The following is a 23,485-nucleotide window of genomic DNA, read 5'->3' as shown; positions in this document are numbered from 1 at the left end:
GACCAGCTGGTCGCGCAGGCCGCCCACCGGGATCGCGCCGCCGGTGCGATGCACGATCTCGGTGCCCAGCAGCCCCTGCTCCACCAGCTGGGCATGCAATGCTTCCAGCGGGGTCTTCATGTCGCGCTCCAGACGCTTGTCGGCGCCCAGCCCCAGGTTGGCCCATTCACCCTTGGGGAACAGCCAGGCGTACCCGCCGGGGAAATCATCCGACAGCCAGACGTCGGTCGCGGTGTAGGGCCGCAGCAGCGGCACGGTGTACTGGCGGGTCTGCACCACCGGCAGCGGATCCAGGCCCAGGGCCGCGGCCACGGGGGAATGCGGGCCGTCGCCGGCCACCAGGAAGCGGAAACCGATCTCCTGCTCTTCACCCGCGTGCTTCACCCGGGCGACGCGCCGTTCCGGATCCACACCGATCAGCGGGGTGGACATCGCCACCTGGGCCCCGGCAGCCTCCGCGGCGCGGATGATCGCGCGGTCGAACTCGCCGCGGTCGACCATCAGGCCGGGGAAATCGGAATGCTCCACCGCGCCGGAGGGGAGAAAACTCTGCATGGAATCGATGCGCTGATGCAGCACGCCGTCCGGCTTCGCATAGGCGCCCATGGGGTTGGGGATGAACTCGGCGCATTGCACCGGCTCGCCGCGTGCACGGTTGCGTTCCACCGCCAGCACCGACAGCCCCGCCTCGGCCGCCACGCGCGCCGCGGAGGCCCCGCCGGGCCCCAGCCCGACCACCAGTACGTCGACCGAAGCGGGCAGCATCAGGCGCACCCCGCCGGGTTGGGGATACCGTTCATTATTCGGCGGCCTCGTCGGTTTCCGCCTGCGCCAGGGCCTCGCGCAGGGCGGCGATGAAGTCTTCCGGCGTCAGCTGCAGCATCTCCACCTCGCGCTCGGCGAAGAAGGCGCGCACGCGGTCCTCCATCTCGGTGACGGGAGTATCCTTCAGGCTGGCCTCCAGATCCGCGATGGTGCGGGTCGGCTTGACGAAGACATCGCCGGTGATCCAGACCTGCTTGAGATGGCTGCGCTCGGGGTCCACCGCCGCGCCCACGCGCATCAGGCCGCCGTCGCAGCGATACACCGCTTCGTGCAGCGGGGCATCGGTCGCGGGACGGTTGCGCTGGTAGACCCATTCGTCATTGTCGATTTCGGCCAGCGCCTCGCGGAACGCGGCGTCTTCTTCCGCCAGCAGGTCGGCCGGTGCCGCCTCCACCGCAAACTCGCGCGCGATCGCCTCGGCGATGGTGCGTTTCACGTGGTCCAGATCCGGGGTCTCGCCCAGCAGGGTCGCCATATTGGCCACGCGATCACGCGCCGACTCGATCGCCTTGTCGGAGAGCTTCTCCGCCGGGATGCGCAGGATGCGCAGCATGTCCTCGACGTCGAACTCGATCAGCAGCGTGCCCTGATAGAGGATGGACTCGCCGTCGAAGGCGCCGCCGGTACCGGAGATCTTGCGCCCGTCCACCTCGATGTCGTTGCGCGGGCGGAAGCGGGCATCCACGCCCAGCTTCTGCATGCCCTCGGCCGCTGCAGTGCAGATCCGTTCGGCGATCCGGCCCATGTCGGCGGTGCCGAGGAACTGCTTGTCGAGGTAAAGCTCCCAGCCCAGCTGGGTGCTGTCGAAGTAGATCGCGCCACCGCCGGTGATCCGGCGCTGGATCGCGATCCCTTGCTCGCGGCAGTAATCGGCGTGGATCTCCTGATCCACGTTCTGGTGGAAGCCCACCAGCGCGCAGGGCTCGAACTGAAGAAAGCGCAGGGTATGCGGCGAATGGCCCTCCTGGTGGCACTCCAGCAGGGCGCGGTTGAACGCCATGTTCTCTGCGGCCGGGCGCAGTCCGGTATCCAGGATGCGCAGCGTCTTCTGATCACGTTCAGGCATGACAGCCACCCCCCGAGGCCACGGCCCCGCCTTCGGTCACGATGCGAATGCCACCCAGGCCCTCGCGCGCCTTGCGCTCCTGTTCGCGCCGGCGGGCCTCTTCGGCAACGATGGTGTCCAGATCCAGTTCAACCCCGCTGGCGTTGTCCGCGGCCTCGGCCATCACCTCGTCGCCCACCGCGATGGAACAGCATGCGGGCGTGACGCGGACGTTCTTGCCCAGGCGCGCAGCCAGCTCCACCACACCCTCGGCCGGATGCGCGATCCCCGACAGCCCGGCCATCACGGCATAGCTGTCGATCTGGCTCTTGGCCTCGCCCGGCGGCCGGGCGCACCCGAGCAGCAGCGAGGTGTCGCCCAGGCGTTCGCGGGCGTCATGGAAGAACCGGCCCACCGCGTGCACGTCCGGGGTTTCGAACGGCCGACTGGCCGGGGCATAGAACGGCATGACCACCACCAGTACCACCGCATCGGGCAGATGCCGGGCCAGCATCTCGAGCGCGTTCCACTCGCCCAGCAACTTGCCGTAATGCAGGCCCACCACGATGTGCGGCACCACCTTCATGTTGGTCTTCACCAGGCTTTCCAGGGTCTGCTCGAAATCGTCGACGCTGCGGCGCAGATGGTAGACCTGCGTGATGGTGTCCTGCGCACCGATCACGTCCATCATCGCCGCGTCGATCCCGGCCTGCTCCATGGACAGCGCGATGTCGTCGTCGACCAGGGCGGTGTGCATCGCGATACGGAAATCCGGGAACTCGTCCTTGATCCGGCGGATGGTCGAGTAATAGAGGTCGTATTCCACCTCGTTGCGGTGGTTCGAGCCGCCGGTCAGCAGCATGCCCTGGGCGCCCGATTCGATCACCTGATTGACCTCCCGCCACAGGTCTTCGGGGCTGCGCACCGGGATCATGGGTTCCAGGATCTTGGCCTTGCAGTGGTCGCAGGCCAGCTTGCAGTCCCCGCCGGTGATCGACATGGCCGGCCAGGCACTCTTGCCGCAGTCGGCGATCTCGCTGGTCTGGTAGGACTTGAACGTCGGGGTGTAGAAATGGACCGAGTCACTGCCCGCAGTCGCGCCGCCTCCCCGGGCCTGAAGATCCTCCACCAGCAACGGATCCACGGGGACGTCTTCCAGGGGTTCAACCCGCCGGATCACATCGTTCCAGCTCGTCATCGGCTCTCTCCGGGTGCGCGCAATTTGTTGAACGTTTTACTGCGGTATTAGTGACAAAAAAGAGGCCGCCGATCCCTCGGGAACGACGGCCCCTTCGCGAAAGACCTTCAGCAGCCGCCGAAGCCGTCCGCTTCCATCTTGGCTTCGAACGCCGCCAAAGCGTCGGAACCGGTCTTGAGTTCGGCGCTTTCGCCGTCCCAGTCTTCCGGCTTCAGCTTGATCAGCCAGCCTTCACCGTAGGGATCTTCGTTGATCAGGCCCGGGTTCGCGGCGACCTTGTCGTTGGTCTCGGTCACTTCACCGGTGACCGGGGTCTTGGCCGGGCCGACCCACTTGCCGGATTCCACGGTAGTGCAGGACTTGTCCTTCTTGACCGATTTGCCGACTTTCTTGGGGGTGTACGACACAATCGTACCGGCCAGCGAGCAGGCGTAGGAGGTCAGGCCGACCGTCGCGGTCCCGTCGCTCTCCTTGCGCACCCAGACGTTGTTTTCAACGTTGTACATCAGATCTTCCGGAATATCACAACCCCGAACAGCGCCCATAAATGCCTCCTGGATAAATAAAGCGGGAAAGACTAGAAAGTTATCGTTTTGTCACTACGCAGTATCAGGTCAGCGAGCTCGCTGGCCCGATTGACTTCATCGACCTCGGCGACGAGATCGGAAGACGCGTCGATTTTATACCCCGGCAAAGCGGGCTGGCAAACGTGCAGACGCACGCCCGCACGCTTGGCGTCCTGAATGAATTCGCTGATGAGCTTGCCGCCTTCCATTGCCCGCAGATTCTCTGCGACACCCTGCTCCATCAGCTTCACCCCTTCCATGGTGAAAAAGATGTACACGTCCACGTCCATCGACGCCATCACCGCGCCGAGATAGAACGGCGTGGCGCAGCGGCCAGGGGTGGACGGCCCCGAGGTCATCACGAACACGACGGTCTGCTCGTCGTTGTCCAGATAGTAGTCGTCGTCGAGATCGGCCATCTTTACCCCTCAGCGCAGCTTGCGCTGGCACTCGATATCATCTTCACGCGCCCGCCGGCAGTAACCTTCGTGCGCCTTGTCGCCGGTGACGAATTCCGCCAGTGCCGCATCAGCGCCGTTGGTCGCCTCGACCCGCGCGATCCACGCACTGTAGGGGTCCGAGTTCAGCAGCACCGGATTCTCCAGCACCTCCTCGTTCCCCTCGACGATCTTGCAGTCGATGAAGTTGGGGATCGGACCGGCCCACTTGCCGCTTTCGATGGTGGCCACCGGCTTGCCCGGCGGCCGCCGCGTCCCCGGCCGGCGCACCCGCACATGGATGATCTTGCCGGCGATCGTCTGTGACAGGTCAGTCATCCCCACTGTGAGGGTGTCGTCGTCCTCGCGCCGAAGCCAGATCTGGTATTCGTCGTCGTAGAACAGTTCAGGATGGAACTCGCAGCCGTTGCAATCCATGATTCGCCTCGTTCCCGGACGCCCGCGCGCCCGTGCTCCACAAAAAAACGGGCGCAGCGCGCCCGTTTTGTCGTATCAAGCCTGAATGCCGAAAGAAGGGGATCAGAGGACCCCCTTCTCCTTCAGCAGGCCGATCGAGTCACTCACGTTCTCGTGAATGCCCAGCTTGCGCGGCGACAGCCCCATGGCCAGGCCCAGCAGCTGCGTGAAGTAAAGCACCTTCACGTCGGTCTTGATGCCGAACTCGGTTTCGGCACGCACCTGGTGCATCTCCAGACCGGAGTGGCACGTCGGGCATTCAGTCGCGATCACCTCGGCGCCGGAGTCCTCGGCCGACTGCAGCAGGTTCAGCACCAGCTGGGTCGAGGTATCCGAGTCGGACAGCGTATGGGCACCGCCGCAGCAGGAGGTCTTCAGCGGGAAGTCCACGTTCACGCCGCCCGCAGCGCCCAGCAGATCGTCCATGAAGTGCGGCTGATAACTGGACTCCGAACCCGGGCCGTTGTCCTTCTCCGGGAAGATCTGCCGGGGACGGGTGTACATGCACCCGTAGTAGTTGGCGATCTTCAGGCCGTTCAGGCTCTTGGTCATCTTCTGTTTGATGCCCTCGGGACCCAGTTCCTCCATCAGCCATTCCAGCAGGTGAAGGGTGCGCACGTCGCCGGAATACACCGGGTCATCCGACTTGCGAGCCAGATCCTGAACGGTATTCATGGCGTCGTCGGAGGTCGCGGTCTCGTACTCGGCCTTCTTCAGGTTGTGATAGCAACCGTTACACGGCGCCATCACCGTATCCATGCCCATCTGCTCGGAGGCGATGGCCATGTTCCGGGCCGAGAGGTAGGTCTGCAGCATGGGGTGAACGTTCTTCACCTCCATCGCGCCACAGCAGTTCCAGTCACGCAGGTTTTCCATCTCCAGGCCCAGCGCCTTGACCAGCACGCGGGTCGACCGGTCATACGGACCTCCGGAACCCTCGAGTGCGCACCCGGGATAGTAAGCAACCTTAGCCATGAGCGGCCTCCTTCTGTTCGCGCACGTAGTTCTTCAGCACATCCCCGGTCTTGCCCCAGGACTTGGTGCGCGGCGTATGAACGGTATTGAAGCCCATCGTCATGAGGTGCTTCACCGGCAGGTGCTTCATCATGCGGAAGACGAACACTTTCAGCCATTCCTGCAACAATGGCTGGCCGGTCTTCTTGAAGAAGTTCTGCATGACCTTGCCGTCCTCGATGCGCCCGGTCTTGTAGATCTGGTCCGCGAACTCTTCGTCAAAGATGGTGGACGGGGCCTTCTCGGTGATCCCCTCTTCCTCCATCCAGTGCGCCAGCGCCTTCATCACGCCCTCGGGCTTCACGTCCTTCGGGCAGATATTGGTGCACTTGTTGCAGGACACGCACTGCCAGATGATGTCCTTGTCCTTGACCAGCTCTTCCTTCATGCCCAGCCGGGTCAGGTAGATCCAGTAGCGCGGATTGAACTGTACGTTCTGCGCATACATGGTGCAGGAGTTGGTGCAGGACCCGCACTGCCAGCAGCGGTGCACGTACTCGCCGCCGGTGTAGCTCTGGATCTTCGTCTCGAAATCGTCGTCGTAGTCGCGGACCGTGCGCGGGGCAATCATGGTGTTCCAGTGCCCGGACACGTCCACGCCGTCGACCACCAGCTCGTCGTGCTGCTGGAGCCGCTCGTCCTCGATCAGTGCCTTCTCGTGTATTGCCATGACGTCTCTCCGAAAACCTGTCCAACCAGGCTCAAACTCGATTCAGTTATTATTCAGTGCAACGAAGCCTGCTCGCCCTTCAGGCGCCCCTCGGGAGAATCGATCCCCAGCAGTTTCACCACAAGCTCCAGCGGATCCTCGCGGGCCCCGAACTGGGCATCGATCAGTCCCAGGCTCATCGACAGCGACTTGGCGTAGTCGGAATACGCCTGCACCCAGAGCAGATCCGTGACGAAATGGAGATCACGGTAGAACCCCATATCGTGCAGGGCCTCGTAGAACCATTGCCGCATGCCCAGCAACGCTGCATAGCCATCGTCGATCGGAATCTCCCGCAGGGTGTCGTTCCCGCGGATGAATTCCCGCATCGCGCCGGCCGTGGTACCGGAGTCCCAGACCCAGCGATTGGCCAGTGGCAGCGCTTCCGGATCCGCGAAGTGCAGGATCTCCGAACCGAAGTCCCACAGTCCGCGGCGCAGCTTGCGGTCATCGCCGGCGAGATCGGCGAAGGACTGCAGCCGTTCATCCGGATGGAAATCCGGCCGTACCAGGCTGCGTACGCCTTCGACCACCGCGCCCTGACGCTCCGCCAGCAGCGGCCCCAGCTTGCGCCGCACCGAGAACACCAGCCCGCCCAGGGTCCGCACGTCGGTGTCGTCGATCTCGTCACCTCTGGCGACGACCCCGGCGAACACCTCGTGTTTGGACTGCAGCGCCTCAATGAAGGTCTGCAATCCCTGAACCCCGCCGGCGTCGGCGATGTTCTCCTGCAGCGTGTTCAGCTTCGTTGCAAGGATGTCCCTGTCAAAGGTGACACGAGGCGGTACCGGCGTCAGATCCGGCACCGCCTCGTCCTTGACCACCTCAGCCGGCTTTCTGAACCAGCGCATGCAGGTCCGCCACGGCCCGGCCACCCGCGGCCGCACCCTGCGCGATCGAGTCGTCGATCGTCTCGGGGCCGTATGCCGCGCCGCAGGCATAGATGCCCTTGCGCGTGGTACCGCAGGTGTTGGTGTACTGCTCGGCCTTCTCGAGGAAGCCGTGCTTCTCGAGACCAACGCCGAACACCTGGGAGATCTCCGGGTTGTCGGCGTTGGGGTCCATGCCGATCGCGTGGACCACCATGTCGAACGGGATCACGATCGGGCGCTTGACCAGGGTGTCCTCGCCCTTGACCAGCAGGCGGCCATCACCGGAGGACGTCACTTCGGCGATACGCGCCTTGACGAACTTGGTCTTGAACTCTTCCTGGGACTTCCAGTAGTACTTGTCCTCGTACAGACCGAAGGTACGGATGTCCATGTAGTAGATGAACACGTCGGTCTCGGGGGACAGTTCCTTGATCTCCATGGCCATGTTCGCGGACACGGTGCAGCAGATCTTGGAGCACCACTCGCGACCGATCTGGCGGTCACGCGAACCCACGCACAGCAGGATGCAGACCCGTTCGGGCACACGGCCGTCGGAGGGGCAGGCGATGTTGCCCGAGGCAACCATCTGTTCCACCTGGGTGGTGGTCAGCACGTCCTCGTAGGTGCCGAAGCCCCACTCCGGCTTGTTGATCGAGTCGAAATGGGTGAAGCCGGTGGCCAGCACGACCGAGCCGGCCTGCACGGTCTCGCCGTTGGTCAGCGTGGCGGTGAAGTTGCCCGCCTCGCCATCCAGCTTCTCGACCTTGGCACTCTTGTGCACGGCCACGCTGGAGTCATCCTCGACGCGTTTGACCATGCGGCCAATCGCCTCGGAAGCCCACTCGCCGGAGGGGACCAGCTTGGCATAGCCCGACAGGATCGGGGCACCGCCCAGGACGTCTTCCTTTTCGACCATGACGGCCTTGTAGCCGGCCGAGGTCACGTTCGCGGCGGCGGACAGGCCCGCCGGACCTCCGCCAACAACCAGTACAGTATCTTGCATCACACCTTGCCCCCGTATGCGAGTTCAGGATTGTAGAGGTATTCGATGTTCCCGGCCTCGACCTCCTTGAGGTACTCCTGGAAGGTCTTCTTGGCTTCGGACCAGGACATGCCCATCTTCTCGACCAGATCTTCGCAGGGCGACGCGTGCCACTGCAGCTGGACGATCTTGAACGGATCCGCGCCGCAGGCCAGGGCCGCGAACTGGACTTCCGCCATGATCGGGATCTGGAAGTTCTGGTTATGCGCCTTGCCGATCCACTGGTTCTTGTCCATGGTCGTGACGCACCCGGTGTCGTTGGCCAGCATCACGTCGGCATTGGCCTCTTCGCGCGCCACCCGGATCTTGCGGTCCATCGTGAACGAGCGGGTGAATTCGCGCTCGGAGATGATGTGCCGGAAGCCGAAGCCGCAGCAGTCGTACCAGGTGGAGTAGTCGATCACCTGGGCACCCAGCGCCTGGGCGGTGGAGGTGATGATGGCGGTACGGTTACCACCGAGCACGGACTGATCATAGACCGCGTCCTCGTGGACCATCTTGTAGTAATGGCAGGCCACGTGGGCGGTGGTCCGGATGTTGGACACGTCGATCGTCTGCAGCTCGGAGGCGATACGGTTGCGCATCACGTGCACCCACTCGGAATAGTGGATGATCTCTTCCGGAATCACGAGCTTGCCGTCGACCAGGCGACCCAGCTTGCCGAGGATCTTGGTGACCTTTTCGCGCAGTTCCGCCGACTCCACCAGGAACTTGCGGATCTCCTTGTAGTTGCCGAAGGAGGTGCCGCAGTGGACCAGCGGGTAGAAGTGGCCGAGCTCGTGGCCGTGCTGCTTGCCGGAGACATAGGCCTGATGGAAGTTGCGCAGGAATACCGCGGCCAGCGACTCGACGTTGCCGATACCGGAACCGTGGTAGTTCCACGCGGTGCAGGACGTCTGGTCGGTCTCGTCGAGGTAGTCCTTGCCGGGCTCGAAACCGAACTGGTTCATGAACCACAGCAGCGAGGTCGGATAGCCCGGGATGTTGCCGCACTGGCCGCAGGACTTGTGGTGCCAGAGCTGCTTGGTCGGGATCTGCTTGTCCCAGCCGAACAGGGTTTGCACGGTCTTGGGATCATGCTCGTCCTTGATCCGGTGGATGATAATCTGGCCGTCCTTCTCGAGCTCGTACATGTGCTCGCGGACGTCATCCATGCGGTCGCCGAGGTCGATGGTGCGGCGGTCGACATGCTTGCGCACCCAGTCGGTGGCCTTGACCGCCTCTTCCTGCGACAGATCGGTCGCCTGGAAGAAGGAGCCGTGACCGGCAACACCCTGGCCGTCGGTGTTGTGATAGCCCGGCTTCATGGCGCCGGCGCCGGCACCCTCACCGTTCTGGTTGTGATTGCCTGGGGTCTGTTCACTCATAACGCTTCTCCTGATGTCGCGGAACCGGAGGGACGCCGACGATTACTCGTCGTCTTCCTCTTCCTGCTCCTCGAGCCAGTCTTCGTAATCCTCGCGCTTCTCGTCGATGAAGTCCTCGATCACGTCAAAGAGGTTTTCATCCATCAGTTCGAGGGACTTCAGAACGCCGGTCATTTCCCAGATGGTGTACATCTCGACCGAAGTCTTGAGCGAGACCTCCCAGGCCGTTTCCACGGTCTGCAGGGTCTTCACCGGGATGGCCTTGCGCAGCACCTGGAGATCGCCTTCCACCTTCTGGATATTGGGACCCCAGTCCGGGAAGTGATCGGGCTGGATCATGTCGGGCGAAAGCTGGTTACCCGTCGTGATCAGCTTGAGCATCACGCGCCCGAACGGACGAAGAACGTCCTTGGCCGACTGCATCTCGTGCTTGATGGCCACCTCGCGCATGATCGCGACGAGACCGCCGGGGGAGTTCTTGAACGGGCAGCGGGCGGCGCAGGTCATGCACTGGGCGCAGGCCCAGATCTTTTCCTGCATCGCGTCGTAGATCTGCTCGACGTTCTCCGTCCAGAGCAGCTGGACGATCTCGCGCGGGGAGTAGTCGTAGAACTGGGCGGAAGGGCACGTCGCCGTGCAGATCCCGCAGTTCAGGCAGCCGTTGAGATCATGGTCGTAGCGAAAATCTCCGCGGATGTCGTCGAAGATTTGCTGCATCTCAGCATATGTCGCCATATGTCACCTCTTCGCTGTGGGCGAGCAGGCCTCTTTTGTACGGACCTTGCAGCCAGCCTAGATCGGGTCCAGGCATCAATCCAGTTACCTCACGGTAACCGCGTCTACCGGCAGCCCGGGGCCGTTCGCGAGACCGGCCCCGGGCTTCGATGCGTCAGGAGACCTCAGGCCTTCTTGACCAGGAAGTAGAACTTGCCGCCCTCTTCCTTGTGCTCCATCAGTTCGTTGCCGGTCTGCTTGGCGAACGCCTGGAAGTCCTTCACCGCGCCCGGGTCAGTGGCGATGATGTGCAGCACCTGACCGGCATCCATGGAGGCCAGCGCCTTCTTGGCACGCAGGATGGGCAGCGGGCAGTTCAGGCCGGAGGCGTCGAGCTCTTGATCGAAGTTGGCCATGGCTTTCTCTCCTTTGTGAGTCTTCGTAATGGTTGACCGTTACCGGTCGTGGATCCGCCGAACTCCCCCTTATAGGGGAAACGGAATCGGAATACAACCAGATGCTAATCGGGCGTAACAATCGAGCGGCCGGACTGCGCCCAGCCCATGATGCCGCCCCGCAGGTTATACACGCCCTCCACGCCCTGCTGGGACATGAAGGCGCAGGCCTGGGCCGAACGCGCCCCGCTCTGGCAATAGAACACCACGGGGGTCTCATCTCCGCTGAACTCGTCCTTGCGCGGCGGCACGGCCGCCAGGGGCACGAGTTCGGCGTCCGGGATCACCCCGCGGCCGGTCTCGGCCGGCTGACGCACATCCACCAGCCGGAAATCCCGACCCTCAGTGCGCCACTGCTCCAGTTCATCCGGGGTGATTTCCGAGAATCCGTACACGGCCAGCTCCAGTTTCCGGTTGATTTCCGGGCGGTGTAGCAGGTGCGCGCTACCCATGCATAAAGGCCACGCACACGGTGGGCGCGGAGCATATCGAAACCGCGCACAATTGCAAATGGTTGCGGGCGACTGACGTTACCATTCGGCAACACCGGCCGAGGGAACCGGTCTCGCCCGCGGCGGTCAGACGTGGTAAGGTCACGCCCGCCTAAACAGTCCTGCGGAGGATTTTCCGGTGGAAAAGAGTGATTTCCAGGTAGACGGCCACTACGCCGTGACGATGAAGGATGGCCAGGGCAAGCTGCGCCCGGCGAACATCTACGTCCATCGCATGGAGGACGATCACATGATCGTTCGCTACACCTCCGGCGGCGACGTGGGCCTGCTGTTCAAGCTCAAGTACGACAACGTGGTGAAGATTGCTCGCACCCACAAGGTCCTGGACCGCAAGAAATTCATGGTCCCGGAGTCGGTGCTGCAACCGAAGCTGTGGAAGGACCGCGACAGCATGCGGGCCTACTCCTCGGCCCCCGGGCTGGGCAAGTAATACGCAAGCGGCAGCATCACGCTGCGGGGGTCGGCCCACCACCGGCCCCCGTATCATGAAAAAGACCCTCCTCACGTTCCTGATCCCGCTTCTTCTGGTGCTCTTTCTGGCACCGGCGAGCACCTCTGCGGATACCTCCCTCCCGCGCCTCGGCGAAGCCTCGGGCGGCGTCCTGACACCCGCCGAAGAAAGCGAGCTCGGCCGCTCCCTGCTGCGCGAAGTACGTCGCTCCCTGCCGGTCGTGGACGATGCGGAAATCCGCTTCTACGTGGAATCGCTGGGCCGCCAGCTTGCCAGCCACAGTGACGGCGAACGCATCACGTTCCACTTCATCCCGATCGACAACGATCAGGTCAACGCCTTCGCGATGCCGGGCGGCATCATCGGGGTGCACACCGGGCTGATGCTGGAAACGCGGGACGAGGCGGAACTCGCCGCGGTCATGGCGCACGAGATCGCCCACGTGACCCAGCGCCATCTCGCACGCATGTTCGCCCGCGGCCGCGAGATCAACTTCCGCACCGGCCTGGCGATCCTCGCCGGGGTCCTGGCAGCGGGGATCGACCCGCAGCTCGGTCAGGCGGTGATCACCGGCGGCGTCGCCGGCGGCATGCAGTCCCGGATCAACTTCACGCGCGCCAACGAGGCGGAAGCCGACCGGGTCGGCATGCGCATTCTGGCCGCCAGCGATTTCGACGCTGATGCGATGGCCGATTTCTTCGAGCGCATGCAGGAGCTTTCCCGGGGGGCGGGCGACGCGGTACCCGAATATCTGCGCACCCACCCGGTCACGCTCGACCGCATCACCGACACGCGCAACCGCGCACGCGACAAGCCCGAAGGCGTGCGCAACCAGGGCCCCGAATTCGCCTGGATGCAGGCCCGCGCCCGGGCGCTGAGCGATCCACGGCGCGCACTGGACCGAATCGGCGAGGATGCCTCCGCCGCGGAGCTGTACGGGGGCGCGATCGCACAGCTTGAACGCGACAATCCGCGCGAGGCCCGCCAGCTCCTGGACCGTATCGACGCGCCCGACGCCCCCACACTCACCCTGGAACTGGCGCGGATCGCCGTGGAACGCGCAACCGGGGAACACGAAGCAGCCCTCAACAGCCTCGAGGACCTGGACGCCGTCTACCCCGGCCACCCGGTGGTGCGCGAGCGCATGGCCCGCGTCCAGCGCGATATCGGAAACTACGACCGGGCGCTGCGGATCACCTCGCGCATGATCCGCGAGACCGAAGCACCGGAACCGGCCCTGCTGCGCCTGCAGGCGAACATCGCCAGCGAGGCCGGCCGCGAGGCCCTGCGCCACGAGACCATGGCCGAGTATTTCTTCCATCGCGGCCAGTACGAAGAAGCGGTGCGGCAGTTCGAGGTGGCCCTGGAGGCCGGGGACGCCAGCGAGCGCGACCGCCAGCGCATCGAGGACAAACGCGAGACGGCCAGCCGCACGGCGCGCGAATTCCGCGAGGAGCGGTAACAGCCCTGCGCGCGCACGCAGACGACACCCACTCGGTCAGAGGAAACTCGCGAATGTCCGCTGCAGGGCACGAATGTCAGCGAGGTCATTGCACAGGACCTGGTACACCTGCCTGCGATCCAGCTGCAGGTAGGCATGGACCAGGATGTTTCGGAAACCGATCATCCGCAGCCATTTTTCTTCCAGCGCGCTGTCAATGTACCCGTGTTCGCGGAACAGACGGGGGATGTCCCGCCCCTGGTTCACCGAGCCCAGACCATTGTCCGCGATCACGTGGCTGCCCATGTCCAGCAGCGCTTCCAGCGCAAGCTGGAGGAAGCGTTCGGCGCTACCGTAATGCTCCGGGTCAGCGAGGAACTCGTCCTCGTCGTACCGCGCAAGCCGTTCGAGGACCTCGAGGTTCTCAGAGACGGCCTCGATGCGTCTGCGGATGACTTCAGGCCTGACCATCGAGCAGCCTTTCCTTCAGGGCCTCGCGCTGGACACGGAGGTAGGGTTCGAAATCGAAGTATTCCCGCAGCGCAAGCGAGTAGTAACTGCCCCGATCGAAGTCGGGCCCGGCATGCAGCAGGCAGTTCGGCCGTACGGCCTCGAAACGCAATGCCGGATCCGCGCCATCGAGCAGCACCAGATCCACCGCATCCAGCCCTTCCCGCGCCAGATCCGTCAGGATGTCCAGGCGGCGCGGCTCGATCGCCCCGGCGGGGCCGACCAGCGCGAGATCGATGTCACTGCCCTCCCGCGCCCGACCCTCCGCGCGAGAGCCGAACAGAAAGACCGCATCCACTTCGCGGTAACGCGCGAACACCCTCTGGACCCGCTCGGTGATCGTCTCGATTGTCAGGGCATCCGTCATTGATCGTGCTCCGCACCGCGCCGCAGAGGCCATCAATGTAGCATGGCGCAATCCGGCTTCGGGCAGAACCGCCGGTGGGGGAAGCATGCGGGAGGGAGAGGGAACTCATGGCGCGGCTGCGAGGCCGGTGGCCGCCGGACCGCTCGGGTCGCCATGCGGAAAGACACGTAAAGATGGTGGGCCGTGAAGGAATCGAACCTTCAACCAATGGATTAAGAGTCCACTGCTCTACCAATTGAGCTAACGGCCCCCGGTACGGACGAGCACAAGCGAGGGATGGGGTGACCGATGGGACTCGAACCCACGACAACCGGAGTCACAATCCGGGACTCTACCAACTGAGCTACGGTCACCACCGTATTGTTTCACTGCTTCGGCCATTGCCGATCCGGGCTCTGGCGCGCCCGGCAGGACTCGAACCTGCAACCGCCGGCTTAGAAGGCCGGTGCTCTATCCGGTTGAGCTACGAGCGCGTTTGCCGCCGGGCATCCGGGTTGTTCCAGCCGGTTGCGTCCGCCATGGTCGGGGTAGAGGGATTTGAACCCCCGACATCCTGCTCCCAAAGCAGGCGCGCTACCAGACTGCGCTATACCCCGTCGAGCCGTTCCCGCAATGGGTCCTGCACAGCGAGTGCGAAATCGTAGCGCCGGGAGGCCCCCGGGTCAAGCCATGGCCCGCGTCGCAGCCCCGTGAATCGTCTCCGACCTTCCTTGAGGACCCGGCTGTGCCATGGGATCATCGCGTTCAGCCCTCCTGCCGGACGAGACCGAATGACAGCCCAGACCATCGACGGACGCGCCATCGCGCAGACCCACCGCGCCCGCATCGCCACCGAGATCGAATCCATGACCTCGCGCGATCTGCGCCCGCCGGGTCTCGCTGTGGTCCTGGTGGGGGCCGATCCGGCTTCGCAGGTGTACGTGCGCAACAAGCGCAAGGCCTGTGAACAGGTGGGCGTGGTCTCGCACTCCTATGACCTGCCGTCGGGCACGCCGCAGACCGATCTGCTGGCGCTGATCGACCAGCTCAACGCCGACCGCACCATCGACGGGATCCTGGTCCAGCTGCCGCTGCCGGAGCACATCGACCCGGAAACCATCATCGAGCGCATCTCCCCGGCCAAGGACGTGGACGGCTTCCATCCCTACAACGTCGGGCGGCTGGTGGCGCGCATCCCGCGCCTGCGGCCCTGCACGCCCTGGGGCGTCATCCAGCTGCTGCGCCATATCGAGGAGCCGTTCAAGGGGCGCACGGCCTGCATCATCGGCGCCTCCAACATCGTTGGCCGGCCAATGGCGCTGGAACTGCTGCTGGCCGGCGCCACGCCGACCATCTGTCACCGGTTCACCCCGGATACCGCGGCCATCGCCCGCCAGTCCGACATCCTGGTGGCGGCGGTTGGCAAGCCCGGGCTGGTCAAGGCCGACTGGGTCAAACCGGGGGCCACGGTCATCGACATCGGCATCAACCGGCGCGATGACGGCACGCTGTGCGGCGACGTGGAATTCGACGGCGCGGCGGAGCGCGCGGACTGGATCACCCCGGTCCCCGGCGGCGTGGGCCCGATGACGGTCGCCATGCTGCTGGACAACACCCTGCGGGCGCGCGCGTTCGGCACCCACGAGGCGGCCTGAACGGCCACCCCGCTGACCCGGCGGATCAGTCGGCGGCCGCGGCCGCCACGTCGCGTGCGGCCTGCAGTCGAACGCGGGTGCGCTCCGGGCCCAGATATTCGCGGATGCGCGGCAGCTCCGGCCCGAAGGTCTGCCCGGACAGCGCCGCGCGCAGCGGCATGAACAGGCCGCGCCCCTTGCGACCCGTGGCCGCCCCTGCCGCCTTCGCCACCTCGGGGAAGTCCGTACTGGTATCCAGCGCCTCCAGGGCGGCCTCGAACAGGGCCGGCCCGGCGCCCGCGATCTCGTCGCGGGCCGCGTCGCTCAGCGGCGCCGGATCCTCCGCAAAGGCCGCTACCCAGCACCGCGCATCTTCCACCGATGCGATGTTGTCGCGCGCCAGCGCGATCCAGGCCGCACGCGTCGCTTCCGGCAGCGGGTCCAGCACGCCCAGCCCCGCGAGATGCGCCTGCAGATCCGTGTCCGACAGCGCGCGCAGGGCCTCGGCCTGCCAGTGTTCCAGCTGGCGCGGGTCGTGGCGCGCGGCGGAATGGCCGATGCGCCCCTGGTCAAACCCCTGCGCCAGCCCCTCCAGCGACAGCAGCCCCTCCTCCTCGTAGCGATGACCCAGCCGCGCGAGGTGGTTGAGGATCGCCAGCGGCAGCACCCCGGCTTCGCGCAGCTCGCGGATGCTGGCCGAACCGTTGCGCTTGGACAGCGGGGCCCCGTCATCGCCGTTGACCAGCGGCAGGTGGTGATACCCGGGCGCCGGCAGTTCCAGCGCCTCCAGCAACAGCAGCTGGCGCGGGGTGTTGGCGATGTGATCCTCGCCGCGCACCACGTCGGTGACCCCCATCAGGGCATCGTCCACCGCGTTGGAGAAGAAGAACGCCGGCGTGCCGTCCGAACGCCGGATCACGAAGTCGCCGATCTCGTCGGTGCGGAACTTCACCGCGCCGCGCACTCCGTCCTCGAAGCGCACCGTACGCCCCAGCGGCACCCGAAAACGCAGGGTCGGGCGCTGCCCTTCGGCCTCGCGGCGTCGCGCCTCCTCCGGGTCCAGTCCGGCACAGGTGCCGGGGTAGCGCGGCGGCTTGCCCTGGGCACGCATGCGCTTGCGCCCGCGCTCGAGTTCTTCCGGCGTGCAGAAACAGGGATACGCCAGGCCGGCCGCGATCAGCCGGTCGTAGTAGGCCTGGTAGAGCCCCGTACGCTGTGACTGGGCATAGGGGCCGGCGTCGCCGGCGGCCGCGCCGTATCCTTCGTCCCAGTTCAGCCCCAGCCACTGCAGATCCTGCTGCAGCGCCTCGACGAACTCCGCACGCGAGCGTTCCGCATCGGTGTCCTCGATACGCAGCAGGAAATGCCCGCCGCGCGCCCGCGCCAGCAGGGCGCTGAACAGCGCGGTGCGCAGATTGCCAAGGTGCAGCAGCCCGGTGGGACTGGGCGCGAAACGGGTGCGGGTCACGGTTGTCGTCATGGCGCGCATGGTAGCCGAGCATCCGGGTGACTGGAACCGGCGGGGGCCCGCGGTTACCATGCCGGCTCCTGATTCCGGAGTGTCGTCATGCCCCGTCCTGTTCCGCCGGCCGGCATCGCCGCGGCCCTCCTGATCCTCGTCCTCAGCTTTCCGGGAGCCCTCATGGCCGAATCCAGCCCCAAGGTCGCGCTTGAAACCACGCACGGCCGCATCGTCCTGCAACTCGACGCCGAAGCCGCGCCGGAGACCGTCGCCAACTTCCTGCAGTACGTCGACGACGGCTTTTACGACGGCACGCTGTTCCATCGCGTGATCCCCGGCTTCATGGTCCAGGGCGGCGGCATGGACAAGGACATGCGCCAGAAGCCCACGCGCGACCCGATCCGCAACGAAGCGGACAACGGCCTGAAGAACAAGGTCGGCGCGGTCTCCATGGCCCGCACCCAGGACCCGCATTCGGCCACCGCCCAGTTCTTCGTCAACGTCAACGACAACGACTTCCTCAACCACACCGCACCCAACCCGCAGGGCTGGGGCTACACGGTGTTCGGCGAAGTGGTCGAGGGCATGGACGTCGTGCGCACCATCGAGGGCGTGCCCACCGGCCGTTCCGGCATGCATCAGGACGTGCCGCAGGAACCCGTGGTCCTGGAAAGCGCCCGCCGCGCCGAGTGATCCCGTGAGCGAGACCGCGCCCGCCCTGGTCATCTCCGACCTGCACCTGGAGCGCGAACCCGGCCCGACGCTGAACGCCGCGCTGGCGTTCCTCGACGGCCCGGCGCGGGCCGCCTCGGCCCTGTACATCCTGGGCGACCTGTTCGAGTACTGGGTCGGCGACGACGCCTCGCATCCGGCGGCAGAGCAACTGGCGGCGGCGCTCTCCGCGCTGGAGGCGCCGGTCATGTTCATCCATGGCAACCGCGACTTCCTCGTGGGCCCGGACTACGCCGCCCGCGCCGGCATGACACTCGCCCCCGAGCCGCTGCACGCCACGCTGCCCTGCGGCCCGGCCCTCCTGATGCACGGCGACTCCCTGTGCACCGACGACAGCGAACACATGGCCTTTCGCCAGATGGTGCGCAGCGAGGCCTGGCAACGGGATTTCCTCGGCCAGCCACTGGAACAGCGCATCGCGCGGGCCGAAACCATGCGCGAGGCCAGCCGTCACAACGGGCAGATGAAGGCCGCCGCGATCACCGACGTGAATCGCGAGGCCGTGGCCGCAACCTTTCGCGAGGGCGACGTCCCCCTGCTGATCCACGGACACACCCACCGCCCCGCGATCCACGATCTGGAGGTCGCCGGCCAGCCGCGTCAGCGCTGCGTGCTGCCGGCCTGGGACGAGCACCCCGGCTTCCTGGAGCTCGGCCCGGAAGGCCCGGTCCTGCGCCAGCTGGACGAAACGCCCTACCCCGCACACCTGCTCCACGCCTGAGACTGTCGCGGGGTTACCCCGGGGCTGCTTCAGCGCCGACCCTGCTGCTCCAGCGCCCCCATCTCCGACTCGGTGAACCCCGCCGCCAGGCGGGCCTCGTGCGCGAACGGCGGCCGGACCCGCCCCGGCATATGTTCGGCCAGCAGCGCCAGGAACAGCGGCTCGGGATCGAACCCTCGCGCATGCGCCAGCTCGCGGAACCAGCGGGTGCCGATCGCCACGTGCGCGACCTCTTCGCGCTGGATGATCTCCAGCAGCGCCACGGTCGCGTGATCGCCCGCCGCCGTCAGGCGCTCGATCATGCCGGGCGTCACATCCAGCCCGCGCGCCTCCAGCACGCGCGGAACCAGCGCCATGCGCACCATCACGTCGTGATCGGTCGCCAGCGCCGCCTCCCACAGGCCGTTATGGGCCGGCAGGTCGCCGTAGTCCGCACCCAGCTCGTGCAGGCGCGCCCGCAGCAGCCGGAAATGGCGCGCCTCCTCCGCCGCGACCTGCAGCCAGTCGCTGACGAACGGCGCCGGCATGTCGCGAAAGCGATACACGGCATCCAGCGCCAGGTTGATCGCGTTGAACTCGATATGCGCGACCGCGTGCACCAGCGCCACCCGCCCGGCCGTCGTGTGCAGCCCGCGCCGCGGCAGCTCCTTCGGATGCACCAGCACCGGCCGCCCCGGCCGCCCCGGCACCTCCATGCGTTGCGGCGCGGGGGCATCCGTTCCCTCCAGCTCATCCGCCCACCAGGCGCGCGCCAGCTCCAGCACACGCTCGCACTTGGCCTCCGGGTCGCGCTCGCGCAGCGCGGCCTCGGCCGCGCGGTAGACGGCCGGGTGCGGCCGCGGTCTTTCGCTCATGGCATCCCTCTGTCGCTACGCACGGTCAGGCCCGGACGCGCACATTCACCATCATGTCGTTGTCCTCGTGCTCCAGATTATGACAGTGGAACACGTAGAGCTGATCGCCAGCGTAGTGATGGGTGAAGTCGAGCGCGATACGCACCGTCTCGCCCGGCCACAGCAGGACCGTGTCCTTCCAGCCCAGGTCCGTGACGGCCAGGCCTTCATCGTTCACGGCCTGCTGGCGCACGAAGTCCGGACCGCCCGAGCGCGACAGCACCTGGAACGAGAAGCCATGGATATGCATCGGATGCGGCATGCTGCGGTCCGCATTGCGGATGGTCCAGACCTCCCGCGTGTTGGCATCCACCTCGATCGGCACCCGGTCAGGATCGTACGTCTCTCCGTTGATGCGCCACTGCATCGGCGCCATGTCCAGACGGATATCCCGCTGGCCGGCATCCGTCACGTCGATGGGCTCGATCCGCGACAAGCGCTCGGGCACCTCGGCGGTGACCGCCTCGCCCTCCTGGACCACGAACTCGAGCAATGCGAGCGGATCGCCGTCGTGCATGCCGCCACCCATCATGCGACCCATGCCGCCGCCCATGCCGCCACCGGCCATCGGGTCGAATTCCAGGCTGTGCAGCTCGACCCGGTCGCCTCCGGCAAACGCGGCGAAGTCGACCAGGACCTCCAGACGCTCTCCCGGCGACAGGAAGGCCTCGTGGGCCTCCCGAGGCGAGTCCAGCAGCCCCGCGTCCGTACCGATGACCCGAAACGGAATGGCCTGCCCCTCCGCGCGCAGGGCCAGCCGGTAGATCCGGGCGGTGGAGCCATTCAGCAGGCGCAGGCGATGGATGCGCCGCTCCACCTCGTGCGTCGCGGCCGGTGTCATATTCACCAGCACCGCGTCGCCGAGATAGCCCATCATCCGCTGCATCGGGTTCGGCTGGTACACCAGATGACCGAGCCGGTCGAAGCGCTTGTCCTGCAGCACCAGCGGCAGGTCGGTCTTGCCGAGTTCCAGCCCCAGCGCCTCGTTCAGCGCCTCGTTGTCGTCGTCGCTCACCAGCAGGAAGCTCGCCAGCCCCTGGTGGGCCTGGCGCGCAGTCCGGTGATGGGCATGGGTGTGATACCAGTAAGTACCGCCACGATTGGTCACTTTAAAGCGGTATTCGTACTGCTCACCGGGGTCGACCGTCTGCATCGGATGCCCGTCCACCCGGCCCGGAACGTGCAGGCCATGCCAGTGGATGATCGTGCCCTCGTCGAGCTGGTTGTCCAGGGTCACGTCCAGTTCATCGCCGGTGCGCAACAAGAGGATCGGATTCTGGTATTCATGGCCGTTCATCTGCGTCCGGTACCAGAGGAACGGGGTTTCCTCGCGCCCCGGCGCCGGCAGCCACCCCTGCTCCGCGACCAGGGTGAACGGCGCGTTGGGTGCGAGGACCGCAAACGGGCCGTCGGCGCCGGGCAGAAACAGGGCGTTGTCGAACCGGGGGGCGGACACCGCGTGGTTGAACAGGCTCCAGCCGCCGAATGTGGTGATCACGGGCAGCGCCGCGGCCAGCCCCAGAAACTGACGTCGTCTCATCATTGCTTGTCTCCAGTACCGGCTGCCGGCATGCTCCGGCGCAGCAGAATGGAATTGCCGATGACCGACAGCGAGCTGGCGGTCATCGCGACCACACCGATCATCGGGTGCAGCAGGCCGGCCGCGGCGATCGGGATCGCGGCGCTGTTGTAGGCCCAGGCCCAGAACAGGTTCTGCACGATCTTGCGGAAGGTCAGCCGCGACAGCTGGACGGCCTCGACGACCTTGGTCAGCTCGCCGCGCACCAGGGTCACATCCGCCGCCTCGATCGCGACGTCGGCGCCGGCCCCGATCGCGATCCCGACATTCGCCTGCTGCAGGGCCGGGGCGTCGTTGATGCCGTCGCCGACCATCGCCACGTGCTCGCCGTACTCCTTCTGCAACTCGCGGATGGCCTCGACCTTGCCCTCCGGCAGCACCCCGGCGCGCACCTCGTCGATCCCCACCTGGGCAGCCACGGCCTTGGCGGTGCGCTCGTTGTCGCCGGTGACCATCACGCAGCGGATGCCGAGACCATGCAGTTGTTCGATCGCGGCCTGCGACTCTTCCTTGAGCGTGTCGGCGACCGCGACAATGCCGGCCGGCCGGTCGCCGATGGCCACCAGCATCGCGGTCTTGCCGGCATCCTCCAGTTCCCGCAGGGAATCCAGCAGGGCCGACGGATCCAGGCCCTGCTCCTCCAGCAGCCGTTGGCTGCCCACCAGCACCCGTTCGCCGTCCAGGCGGGCCTCCACACCGCGCGCGGTGTGCGACTGGAACTGCTCGACCTCGGCGACCTCCAGCTCCCGGTCGCGCGCGCCCTGCACAATGGCGTCGGCCAGCGGGTGCGCGGAACCGGCCTCCACGGCCGCCGCAGCCCGCAGCACGCGGGACTCGTCGAAGCCCTCGGCCGGGATGACGTCGGTCAGCGCGGGCTTCCCCCGGGTGATGGTGCCGGTCTTGTCGAGCACGATCACCGCAATGTCCTTCAGGGTCTGAATCGCGGATCCCGAGCGGATCAGCACGCCGCGCTCGGCGCCCATGCCGGAGCCGACCATCAGCGCGGTGGGCGTGGCCAGCCCCAGCGCACAGGGGCAGGCAATGACCAGCACGGCGATCGCCGCGAGGATCGCCAGCACCAGCGGGGGACGCTCGGAATCCACCCAGGGCAGGAAACCCTCGCCCCAGATCAGGATCGGCTGCAGCGCCCCGGAGAACGCCAGCCAGGCCGCGAACGCGGCCAGCGCGATCACCAGTACGGCCGGCACAAAGCGTGCGGTGATGCGGTCCGCCAGTTCCTGCACCGGCACGCGCGAACCCTGCGCCTCATTCACCAGGCGGATCACCTGCGACAGGAAGGTGTCAGCCCCGACGCGGGTCGCACGCACCTTCAACCGCCCCTGCTGATTCAGGGTCGCACCGAGCACGGTGTCGCCCTCGCCCTTGTCTACCGGGACCGACTCGCCGGTGGCAATGGACTCGTCCACGGTGCTTTCGCCCGCCACCACCTCGCCATCGGTCGGCACTTTCTCGCCCGGGCGCACGATCATCACGTCGCCCACCTGGAGCGACTTGACCGACACCTCGACCTCCTCGCCATCACGCTCGACCCGGGCGGTCTTCGCACCCAGATCCAGCAGCTTGCGGATCGCCGAAGACGCCTCGCCCTTCGCGCGGTACTCCAGATAGCGACCGAGCATGTGGAAGGCCATGATGGTCGCGGCCATCTCGATGAACGAGGTCATCGGATAGACGAAACCGACCAGTCCAATCAGGTAGGGCGGCAGGCTGCCCATGGAGATCAGCACGTCCATGTTCAGATTGCCACTTTTCAGCGAACGCCAGGCGGAACGATGGGTGGCCGCGCCTCCCGCGAGGAACACCACCGGGAAGGCCAGCAACGCAATGATCAGCAGATAGCCGGGGATCGGCTGCCAGAACATGTGCGGCATCATCAGGACCATGATCGCGATGGTCGGCACCATCGCGAACCACAGACGGTTCCAGGCCTGCTTCACGTAAGCGGCGTCGATCGCCGCGTCGTCCGCCTCGCTGGCGGCATCGTCGGTCTCCACCGCCGCCACATCGTAGCCGGCCCCCTCCACAGCCGCGCGCAAAGCCTCGCCATCGGGCCCGGCCGGCGTCACCTCCACCGTCACCCGGTGATCCGAGATGTTGGTGCGTATGGATTCGATCCCGTCGAGCTTCTCGATCGCCGCGCGCACGATGCCCGCGCAGTGATCCGAGCCCATGCCCGGCACCACCAGCCGCACCGAACCGGAGCCCCCGGCCTCGCCCTCGACCTGCGCGACGTCGTAACCGGCGCCCTCCACCGCGGCGCGCAGCCCCTGCGGGTCGACCTGGTCGGGGTCATACCCCACCGTCACCCGGTGCCGGGCGATATTGGTCCCCACCGAGGTCACCCCCGGGGTCTTTTCCAGCGCCGAGCGCACGATGCCCCCGCAGTGGTCCGACCCCATGCCGGGGACGATGACCACCGCCTCGCGGGCGTCCGCCTGCTTCGTTTCCGTTTTCATCGCGAA

Annotated in this window: 25 protein-coding genes and 4 tRNA genes; 5 read left to right on the top strand and 24 right to left on the bottom strand. The window is 66.1% G+C overall.

Annotated features, from left to right (window positions below; genetic code table 11):
- The 14 genes from B1A74_RS09880 to B1A74_RS09815 form a co-directional block, all read right to left on the bottom strand.
- On the bottom strand, positions 1-765 hold a 765-nt coding region (locus tag B1A74_RS09880), incomplete at its 3' end, for an FAD-dependent monooxygenase (protein ID WP_077244526.1).
- Between the two features lie 34 nt (positions 766-799).
- On the bottom strand, positions 800-1,891 hold the full coding sequence (locus B1A74_RS09875; RefSeq protein WP_018946875.1) for a lipoate--protein ligase family protein: 1,092 nt from the start codon (positions 1,889-1,891) through the stop codon (positions 800-802).
- Positions 1,884-3,068 (bottom strand): radical SAM protein, encoded by a 1,185-nt coding sequence (locus tag B1A74_RS09870; RefSeq protein WP_077244524.1) that lies wholly within the window; start codon positions 3,066-3,068, stop codon positions 1,884-1,886. The genes B1A74_RS09875 and B1A74_RS09870 overlap by 8 nt, the downstream gene beginning before the upstream one ends.
- A gap of 107 nt (positions 3,069-3,175) precedes the next feature.
- Positions 3,176-3,613 carry a glycine cleavage system protein H gene (locus tag B1A74_RS09865; RefSeq protein WP_077244523.1) on the bottom strand — a complete coding sequence of 146 codons (438 nt, stop codon included), beginning with the start codon at positions 3,611-3,613 and terminating at the stop codon, positions 3,176-3,178.
- Between the two features lie 32 nt (positions 3,614-3,645).
- Positions 3,646-4,053, bottom strand: coding sequence for a DsrE family protein (locus B1A74_RS09860; RefSeq protein WP_077244522.1), 408 nt, complete (start codon positions 4,051-4,053; stop codon positions 3,646-3,648).
- A gap of 9 nt (positions 4,054-4,062) precedes the next feature.
- On the bottom strand, positions 4,063-4,509 hold the full coding sequence (locus B1A74_RS09855; protein WP_077244521.1) for a biotin/lipoyl attachment domain-containing protein: 447 nt from the start codon (positions 4,507-4,509) through the stop codon (positions 4,063-4,065).
- A 102-nt stretch (positions 4,510-4,611) separates the two neighbouring features.
- On the bottom strand, positions 4,612-5,523 hold the full coding sequence (locus tag B1A74_RS09850) for a CoB--CoM heterodisulfide reductase iron-sulfur subunit B family protein (RefSeq protein ID WP_018946872.1): 912 nt from the start codon (positions 5,521-5,523) through the stop codon (positions 4,612-4,614).
- A complete protein-coding gene (locus tag B1A74_RS09845) occupies positions 5,516-6,232 on the bottom strand; it encodes a 4Fe-4S dicluster domain-containing protein (RefSeq protein ID WP_018946871.1) in 717 nt (238 codons plus the stop codon). The genes B1A74_RS09850 and B1A74_RS09845 overlap by 8 nt, the downstream gene beginning before the upstream one ends.
- Positions 6,233-6,285: 53 nt before the next feature.
- The gene (locus B1A74_RS09840) at positions 6,286-7,158 is read right to left on the bottom strand and encodes a hypothetical protein (protein WP_018946870.1); all 873 of its coding nucleotides are present in this window, start codon (positions 7,156-7,158) and stop codon (positions 6,286-6,288) included.
- On the bottom strand, positions 7,097-8,146 hold the full coding sequence (locus tag B1A74_RS09835) for a CoB--CoM heterodisulfide reductase iron-sulfur subunit A family protein (RefSeq protein WP_018870322.1): 1,050 nt from the start codon (positions 8,144-8,146) through the stop codon (positions 7,097-7,099). Before B1A74_RS09835 ends, B1A74_RS09840 begins: the two co-directional genes overlap by 62 nt.
- Entirely contained in the window at positions 8,146-9,552 is a 1,407-nt protein-coding gene (locus B1A74_RS09830) for a heterodisulfide reductase-related iron-sulfur binding cluster (protein WP_018946868.1), read from the bottom strand. The genes B1A74_RS09835 and B1A74_RS09830 overlap by 1 nt, the downstream gene beginning before the upstream one ends.
- 42 nt (positions 9,553-9,594) lie before the next feature.
- Positions 9,595-10,269 (bottom strand): 4Fe-4S dicluster domain-containing protein, encoded by a 675-nt coding sequence (locus B1A74_RS09825; protein WP_018870324.1) that lies wholly within the window; start codon positions 10,267-10,269, stop codon positions 9,595-9,597.
- Between the two features lie 182 nt (positions 10,270-10,451).
- Positions 10,452-10,682: a sulfurtransferase TusA family protein gene (locus tag B1A74_RS09820; protein ID WP_018870325.1), complete on the bottom strand. Its 231-nt coding sequence runs from the start codon at positions 10,680-10,682 to the stop codon at positions 10,452-10,454.
- A gap of 104 nt (positions 10,683-10,786) precedes the next feature.
- Complete coding sequence (locus tag B1A74_RS09815; RefSeq protein WP_024328731.1) at positions 10,787-11,116, bottom strand: rhodanese-like domain-containing protein; 330 nt, start codon at positions 11,114-11,116, stop codon at positions 10,787-10,789.
- 235 nt (positions 11,117-11,351) lie between these two features.
- Between B1A74_RS09815 and B1A74_RS09810 the strand changes: the two genes are divergently transcribed.
- Together B1A74_RS09810 and B1A74_RS09805 are read left to right on the top strand one after the other, a co-directional pair.
- Complete coding sequence (locus tag B1A74_RS09810; RefSeq protein WP_018946866.1) at positions 11,352-11,663, top strand: hypothetical protein; 312 nt, start codon at positions 11,352-11,354, stop codon at positions 11,661-11,663.
- Between the two features lie 55 nt (positions 11,664-11,718).
- On the top strand, positions 11,719-13,146 hold the full coding sequence (locus tag B1A74_RS09805) for a M48 family metalloprotease (protein WP_077244520.1): 1,428 nt from the start codon (positions 11,719-11,721) through the stop codon (positions 13,144-13,146).
- 36 nt (positions 13,147-13,182) lie between these two features.
- On the opposite strand, the gene hepT is transcribed toward B1A74_RS09805, so the two are convergent.
- The 6 genes from hepT to B1A74_RS09775 all read right to left on the bottom strand — a co-directional run bounded on the left by hepT (position 13,183) and on the right by B1A74_RS09775 (position 14,598).
- Positions 13,183-13,596 (bottom strand): type VII toxin-antitoxin system HepT family RNase toxin, encoded by a 414-nt coding sequence (hepT, locus tag B1A74_RS09800; RefSeq protein WP_018946864.1) that lies wholly within the window; start codon positions 13,594-13,596, stop codon positions 13,183-13,185.
- The gene (mntA, locus tag B1A74_RS09795; protein WP_018946863.1) at positions 13,583-14,002 is read right to left on the bottom strand and encodes a type VII toxin-antitoxin system MntA family adenylyltransferase antitoxin; all 420 of its coding nucleotides are present in this window, start codon (positions 14,000-14,002) and stop codon (positions 13,583-13,585) included. The genes hepT and mntA overlap by 14 nt, the downstream gene beginning before the upstream one ends.
- Before the next feature lie 174 nt (positions 14,003-14,176).
- A tRNA-Lys gene (locus tag B1A74_RS09790) sits at positions 14,177-14,252 on the bottom strand.
- 27 nt (positions 14,253-14,279) lie between these two features.
- A tRNA-His gene (locus B1A74_RS09785) sits at positions 14,280-14,355 on the bottom strand.
- A gap of 43 nt (positions 14,356-14,398) precedes the next feature.
- A tRNA-Arg gene (locus B1A74_RS09780) sits at positions 14,399-14,475 on the bottom strand.
- 46 nt (positions 14,476-14,521) lie between these two features.
- Positions 14,522-14,598: transfer RNA gene (locus tag B1A74_RS09775), tRNA-Pro, on the bottom strand.
- A gap of 174 nt (positions 14,599-14,772) precedes the next feature.
- Between B1A74_RS09775 and folD the strand changes: the two genes are divergently transcribed.
- A complete protein-coding gene (folD, locus tag B1A74_RS09770) occupies positions 14,773-15,636 on the top strand; it encodes a bifunctional methylenetetrahydrofolate dehydrogenase/methenyltetrahydrofolate cyclohydrolase FolD (protein WP_018946862.1) in 864 nt (287 codons plus the stop codon).
- 25 nt (positions 15,637-15,661) lie between these two features.
- Here the strand turns inward: folD and gltX are convergent, their stop codons facing one another.
- Positions 15,662-17,104 carry a glutamate--tRNA ligase gene (gene gltX / locus B1A74_RS09765; protein ID WP_077244519.1) on the bottom strand — a complete coding sequence of 481 codons (1,443 nt, stop codon included), beginning with the start codon at positions 17,102-17,104 and terminating at the stop codon, positions 15,662-15,664.
- Positions 17,105-17,257: 153 nt separating this feature from the next.
- On the opposite strand from gltX, the gene B1A74_RS09760 reads away from it, so the two are divergent.
- Both B1A74_RS09760 and B1A74_RS09755 read left to right on the top strand, forming a co-directional pair.
- Complete coding sequence (locus B1A74_RS09760; RefSeq protein ID WP_026279534.1) at positions 17,258-17,770, top strand: peptidylprolyl isomerase; 513 nt, start codon at positions 17,258-17,260, stop codon at positions 17,768-17,770.
- Positions 17,771-17,774: 4 nt separating this feature from the next.
- Complete coding sequence (locus tag B1A74_RS09755; protein WP_077244517.1) at positions 17,775-18,530, top strand: UDP-2,3-diacylglucosamine diphosphatase; 756 nt, start codon at positions 17,775-17,777, stop codon at positions 18,528-18,530.
- A 29-nt stretch (positions 18,531-18,559) separates the two neighbouring features.
- Here B1A74_RS09755 and B1A74_RS09750 read toward each other — a convergent pair whose 3' ends face one another.
- The 3 genes from B1A74_RS09750 to B1A74_RS09740 are packed head-to-tail and all read right to left on the bottom strand — an operon-like array spanning position 18,560 to position 23,479.
- Entirely contained in the window at positions 18,560-19,384 is an 825-nt protein-coding gene (locus tag B1A74_RS09750) for a ferritin-like domain-containing protein (RefSeq protein ID WP_077244516.1), read from the bottom strand.
- Between the two features lie 25 nt (positions 19,385-19,409).
- Positions 19,410-20,966 (bottom strand): multicopper oxidase family protein, encoded by a 1,557-nt coding sequence (locus B1A74_RS09745; RefSeq protein ID WP_208855992.1) that lies wholly within the window; start codon positions 20,964-20,966, stop codon positions 19,410-19,412.
- Entirely contained in the window at positions 20,963-23,479 is a 2,517-nt protein-coding gene (locus B1A74_RS09740) for a heavy metal translocating P-type ATPase (protein WP_077244515.1), read from the bottom strand. The genes B1A74_RS09745 and B1A74_RS09740 overlap by 4 nt, the downstream gene beginning before the upstream one ends.
- Positions 23,480-23,485 lie beyond the last annotated feature (6 nt).

Source organism: Thioalkalivibrio halophilus, from assembly GCF_001995255.1.
Lineage (GTDB): Bacteria > Pseudomonadota > Gammaproteobacteria > Ectothiorhodospirales > Ectothiorhodospiraceae > Thioalkalivibrio > Thioalkalivibrio halophilus.
The sequence above is the reverse complement of the archived record's forward strand: the minus strand, read 5'-3'. Positions and strand labels throughout refer to the sequence as shown.

Bases quoted from the DNA above. Each gene is read 5' to 3' on its own strand.
- mntA (WP_018946863.1), bottom strand. From the start codon at position 14,002: ATGACGGATGCCCTGACAATCGAGACGATCACCGAGCGGGTCCAGAGG.
- B1A74_RS09845 (WP_018946871.1), bottom strand. From the start codon at position 6,232: ATGGCAATACACGAGAAGGCACTGATCGAGGACGAGCGGCTCCAGCAG.
- B1A74_RS09865 (WP_077244523.1), bottom strand. From the start codon at position 3,613: ATGGGCGCTGTTCGGGGTTGTGATATTCCGGAAGATCTGATGTACAAC.
- B1A74_RS09850 (WP_018946872.1), bottom strand. From the start codon at position 5,523: ATGGCTAAGGTTGCTTACTATCCCGGGTGCGCACTCGAGGGTTCCGGA.
- B1A74_RS09745 (WP_208855992.1), bottom strand. From the start codon at position 20,966: ATGATGAGACGACGTCAGTTTCTGGGGCTGGCCGCGGCGCTGCCCGTG.
- B1A74_RS09855 (WP_077244521.1), bottom strand. From the start codon at position 4,509: ATGGATTGCAACGGCTGCGAGTTCCATCCTGAACTGTTCTACGACGAC.
- B1A74_RS09870 (WP_077244524.1), bottom strand. From the start codon at position 3,068: ATGACGAGCTGGAACGATGTGATCCGGCGGGTTGAACCCCTGGAAGAC.
- B1A74_RS09825 (WP_018870324.1), bottom strand. From the start codon at position 10,269: ATGCAGCAAATCTTCGACGACATCCGCGGAGATTTTCGCTACGACCAT.
- folD (WP_018946862.1), top strand. From the start codon at position 14,773: ATGACAGCCCAGACCATCGACGGACGCGCCATCGCGCAGACCCACCGC.
- B1A74_RS09875 (WP_018946875.1), bottom strand. From the start codon at position 1,891: ATGCCTGAACGTGATCAGAAGACGCTGCGCATCCTGGATACCGGACTG.
- gltX (WP_077244519.1), bottom strand. From the start codon at position 17,104: ATGCGCGCCATGACGACAACCGTGACCCGCACCCGTTTCGCGCCCAGT.
- B1A74_RS09860 (WP_077244522.1), bottom strand. From the start codon at position 4,053: ATGGCCGATCTCGACGACGACTACTATCTGGACAACGACGAGCAGACC.
- B1A74_RS09830 (WP_018946868.1), bottom strand. From the start codon at position 9,552: ATGAGTGAACAGACCCCAGGCAATCACAACCAGAACGGTGAGGGTGCC.
- B1A74_RS09805 (WP_077244520.1), top strand. From the start codon at position 11,719: ATGAAAAAGACCCTCCTCACGTTCCTGATCCCGCTTCTTCTGGTGCTC.
- B1A74_RS09820 (WP_018870325.1), bottom strand. From the start codon at position 10,682: ATGGCCAACTTCGATCAAGAGCTCGACGCCTCCGGCCTGAACTGCCCG.
- B1A74_RS09835 (WP_018870322.1), bottom strand. From the start codon at position 8,146: ATGCAAGATACTGTACTGGTTGTTGGCGGAGGTCCGGCGGGCCTGTCC.
- hepT (WP_018946864.1), bottom strand. From the start codon at position 13,596: ATGGTCAGGCCTGAAGTCATCCGCAGACGCATCGAGGCCGTCTCTGAG.
- B1A74_RS09740 (WP_077244515.1), bottom strand. From the start codon at position 23,479: ATGAAAACGGAAACGAAGCAGGCGGACGCCCGCGAGGCGGTGGTCATC.
- B1A74_RS09750 (WP_077244516.1), bottom strand. From the start codon at position 19,384: ATGAGCGAAAGACCGCGGCCGCACCCGGCCGTCTACCGCGCGGCCGAG.
- B1A74_RS09760 (WP_026279534.1), top strand. From the start codon at position 17,258: ATGGCCGAATCCAGCCCCAAGGTCGCGCTTGAAACCACGCACGGCCGC.